The organism is Methylobacterium sp. WL18 (genome assembly GCF_008040015.1).
GTDB lineage: Bacteria > Pseudomonadota > Alphaproteobacteria > Rhizobiales > Beijerinckiaceae > Methylobacterium > Methylobacterium mesophilicum.
The window spans coordinates 1-3,791 of record NZ_VRVD01000462.1 but is presented as its reverse complement, the minus strand read 5'-3'; the positions used below and the strand labels follow the sequence as shown (position 1 = coordinate 3,791).

Sequence of the window (3,791 nt, the reverse complement as noted above, 5' to 3'; positions counted from 1 at the left end):
GGTCGGTGCAGAGGCCGAGCGCCGCCTCGGCCGCGAGCCCGATGGTCTCGCCGAGCGTCGGGTGCGGGTGGATCGTGCGGCCGATGTCGGTGGCGTCGGCGCCCATCTCGATGGCGAGCACGATCTCGCCCAGCATGTCGCCCGCGCTCGGGCCCACGATGGCGCCGCCGACGATCCGCTTGGTCTCCGGGTCGAACAGCAGCTTGGTCAGGCCGTAATCGGCGCCGTTGGCGATGGCCCGGCCCGAGGCGGCCCAGGGGAAGCGCGCCACCTCGACTGCCCGGCCGGCGGCCTTGGCGGCGGTCTCGGTGAGGCCGGCCCAGGCGATCTCGGGGTCGGTATAGGCCACCGACGGGATCACCGCGGCGTCGAACCCGGCCTTGTGGCCGGCCGCCACCTCGGCGGCGACGTGGCCCTGGTCTTCGCCGACATCCAGCTCGCGGGCGCCATGACCGGGCTGCAGCTCGCCCGCGCGGTGGCGACCCTGTGGCCCCGGGCCCGCCTGGTGGTCACAACCGGCCAGGGCGGCCGGCGGCCGGACCTGCCGAGCGAGGCGGTGTTCATCGCCAAGCCCTGGCGCCCCTTCGACGTGCTGGTGGAGGCCGAGCGGGCGACCACGGATCCGGCGCCGCCGGTCACCTGAGGCGGCGACGGGCCCGGCCCTTGCATCGACCGTTGACGTATCGGCGCGAGGAGCCTCCAGTTTGCCGATCCTGTCCGTCCGCCACCGCACGGTCTACCGGTACCGGCGTCCGGTCGCCTTCGGCGAGCACCGGATCATGTTCCGGCCCCGGGACAGCTACGACCAGCGCCTGATCGAGGCCTCGCTCGAGATCACCCCCGAGCCGACGGCGCTGCGCTGGATGTTCGACGTGTTCGGCAACTGCGTCGCGGTGGCGACCTTCGGGGGCCGGGCCGAGACCCTGACCTTCGTGTGCGGCATCACCCTCGACCACGCCCCCGAGCACGCCCCGGTCTTCCCGCTGGCGCCCCACGCCACGCATTACCCGTTCGGATACGGGGTCGAGGACATGCCCGACCTGTCCCGGTCGATCGAGCGGCAATGGCCCGATCCGCGCCACGAGGTCGATGCCTGGGCGCGCAGCTTCATCCCGGCCGACGGCCGGATCCCGACCCAGGAATTGCTCGCCGACATGACCCGGAGCGTGCGGGCGAACTTCACCTACCTCGCCCGCTCCGAGAAGGGCGTGCAGGAGCCGCTGACGACCCTGCGCAGCAAGCGCGGCTCGTGCCGGGACTTCGCGGTGCTGATGATGGAGGCGGTCCGGGCGCTCGGCATGGCCGCCCGGTTCGTCTCCGGATACCTGTACAACCCGCGCAACGACCGCGCCCGCCATGTCGGCGGCGGCTCGACCCATGCATGGCTGCAGGTCTACCTGCCGGGCGCCGGCTGGATCGAGTTCGACCCGACCAACGGGATCGTCGGCAACCGCGACCTGATCCGCGTGGCGGTGGCCCGCGATCCGGCGCAGGCGGTGCCGCTGCACGGCTCGTTCTTCGGGCTCGCCAGCGACGACCTCGGCATGCGGGTGGACGTCGACGTGGTCGAACTGCCCGACGACGAGGCACGAACACCGGGATTTGAGGCGCATCCGCCGATCGTGGCGCGTTGAGCCGGCGGATCCGGATGGAACATGCGGGGCGACCCGCGGGGGCGAGAGGACAGCAGGTGGCCGCGATGAAGATCAGGACGGGTTACGATATCGGCTTCAGCCTGACCCAGCCCACGCCCATGGTCCTGATGCTCAGCGTCCATCCGTCCCGGATGCCCGACCTGCTGACCCCGCAGGAGATCCGGTTCGATCCGTGGGTTCCGGCGCACACGTACCGGGACGTGTACGACAACGTCTGCCATCGCATCGTCGCGCCGCCCGGCCTGATGACGATTTCGGCCGACTTCACGATCCAGGATTCCGGCCTCCTCGACACCTACGTCCCGGACGCCCAGCAGATCCCGGTCCAGGACCTGCCGGACGACGTGATGGTCTTCCTGCTGGGCTCCCGCTACTGCGACACCGACAAGCTCTCCCAGACGGCCTGGTCGCTGTTCGGCAACACGCCCGAGGGCTGGGCCCGGGTGCAGGCGATCGTCGCCTACACGCACGAGCGCATCCGGTTCGACTACCAGCGCGCCGACGCGACCCGGACCGCCCATGACGGCTTCATGCAGCGCGAGGGCGTCTGCCGGGATTTCGCCCATCTCGCCATCGCGTTCTGCCGGTGCATGAACATCCCGGCCCGCTACGCCACCGGCTACCTCGGCGACATCGGCGTGCCGGTCGACCCGGCGCCGATGGATTTCTCCGCCTGGTTCGAGGTCTACCTCCACGGACCCGACGGCCCGCGCTGGTACACGTTCGACGCGAGGCACAACCGCCAGCGGATCGGCCGCATCGTCATGGCCCGGGGCCGCGATGCCACCGACTGCGCGATCTCGACCAATTTCGGCTACGCCCACCTGGCGCGCTTCGACGTCCACACCGACGAGGTCGCGTGACGGGCCGGCGAACGCGGAGGATGGTTACTGATATTGGGAGCGGGGCCATGCAGAGCGCAGGGTGTGGGCCCCGGCACGCGCGAACCCGCTTACGTATTCCAACGTCAGCCAAAATCTTCTTCGTCGGGTGGAACTGCCAACCTATGCTCACGCTTGTAATAGCAAAGGTTATCGCACAGGCAGGCACACCATGAAGACCTCGGCCACCGCCCTCGCGGCGCTCCTTGCCGCAACTGTTTCGTCGGCCGCCCCGGCGCTGGCCGCCCCGGCCTACGATCCCTTCGGCACCAACGGCGCCGAGGAGTATTATTCGGATCCGGGCCAGTACGGGTACCAGGGCACCCCGGGCTACGGCCAGGGCGTGCAGGACGCGCCGCAGGCGCAGGTCCAGCCGATCCCCCGCGAGATCGTGGCGTTCAACGCCCCCTACGCGCCGGGCACGATCGTGGTCTCCACCGCCGAGCGCCGCCTGTACTACGTGATGGGCAACGGCGAGGCGATCCGCTACGGCGTCGGCGTCGGCCGGCCGGGCTTCAGCTGGAGCGGCGTCAACAAGGTCACCGCCAAGCGCGAGTGGCCGTCCTGGACGCCCCCGAAGGCCATGATCGCCCGCCGCCCCGACCTGCCGCGCTACATGGCCGGCGGGATCGAGAACCCGCTCGGCGCCCGCGCCATGTACATCGGCAACACCGAGTACCGCATCCACGGCTCGAACGAGCCGGACACGATCGGCCAGGCGGTGTCCTCGGGCTGCATCCGCATGACCAACGACGACGTCACCGATCTGTACGAGCGGGTTAAGGTCGGCGCCAAGGTCGTCGTGCTGAACTGATCCGACGACAGCTTCTGATCTCGATAAAACGCACGCAAGAAGCCTCCAGGTCACGAAAGTGATCTGCAGGCTTCTTTTCGGATAGCGTTCAAGCCGGGCAGCAGACGAGCAGTTGCCTTGATCGCCGACGGAAGACCCTACCGCGGCCCGCCACCCCGCCGCATGGCGACCTCCTGCCCCTGGCTGTCGAGCGCACCGGACGGGGCGAGGCCTTCGTTCGGCACCGGGTTCATGCCCGCGCCGGCCGTCCGCGACGAGGGCCGTCCCGAGGTTCGGTCGCCCGCCGCCTGCTTCAGCGCCAGGGCCCTGCGGGACTTCGAGACCAGGCTCCCGCGCGCCTGCGCGCTCCGGCGCCGCTCGCTCTCCTTGCTGGCGCGCTTCACGGCGGCCGCGAGCAGCGCCGCCTTCTGGCGGGTGCCGGTGTCGTCCGTGGCCGGGCGC

The 3,791-nt window shown here is 70.5% G+C and carries 3 protein-coding genes and 3 pseudogenes; 4 read left to right on the top strand and 2 right to left on the bottom strand.

The annotated features are described in order from the left end of the window. Window positions 1-418 (bottom strand): annotated as a pseudogene (locus tag FV228_RS22940) (dihydrolipoyl dehydrogenase); the annotation flags it as partial. On the opposite strand from FV228_RS22940, the pseudogene FV228_RS22935 reads away from it, so the two are divergent. The 4 genes and pseudogenes from FV228_RS22935 to FV228_RS22920 all read left to right on the top strand — a co-directional run. Continuing rightward, window positions 401-643, top strand: a pseudogene (locus tag FV228_RS22935) (response regulator); the annotation flags it as partial. The pseudogenes FV228_RS22940 and FV228_RS22935 overlap by 18 nt on opposite strands. 61 nt (window positions 644-704) lie before the next feature. Further along, the gene (locus FV228_RS22930) at window positions 705-1,634 is read left to right on the top strand and encodes a transglutaminase family protein (protein ID WP_147856706.1); all 930 of its coding nucleotides are present in this window, start codon (window positions 705-707) and stop codon (window positions 1,632-1,634) included. Window positions 1,635-1,699: 65 nt separating this feature from the next. Further along, entirely contained in the window at window positions 1,700-2,518 is an 819-nt protein-coding gene (locus FV228_RS22925) for a transglutaminase family protein (protein WP_147856705.1), read from the top strand. A gap of 190 nt (window positions 2,519-2,708) precedes the next feature. Then, on the top strand, window positions 2,709-3,350 hold the full coding sequence (locus tag FV228_RS22920; protein WP_147856704.1) for a L,D-transpeptidase: 642 nt from the start codon (window positions 2,709-2,711) through the stop codon (window positions 3,348-3,350). A gap of 137 nt (window positions 3,351-3,487) precedes the next feature. On the opposite strand, the pseudogene FV228_RS22915 reads toward FV228_RS22920, so the two are convergent. Then, window positions 3,488-3,791 (bottom strand): annotated as a pseudogene (locus tag FV228_RS22915) (hypothetical protein); the annotation flags it as partial.

Coding starts and splice junctions, on each gene's coding strand:
- FV228_RS22925 (WP_147856705.1), top strand. CDS start 1,700: ATGAAGATCAGGACGGGTTACGATATCGGCTTCAGCCTGACCCAGCCC.
- FV228_RS22920 (WP_147856704.1), top strand. CDS start 2,709: ATGAAGACCTCGGCCACCGCCCTCGCGGCGCTCCTTGCCGCAACTGTT.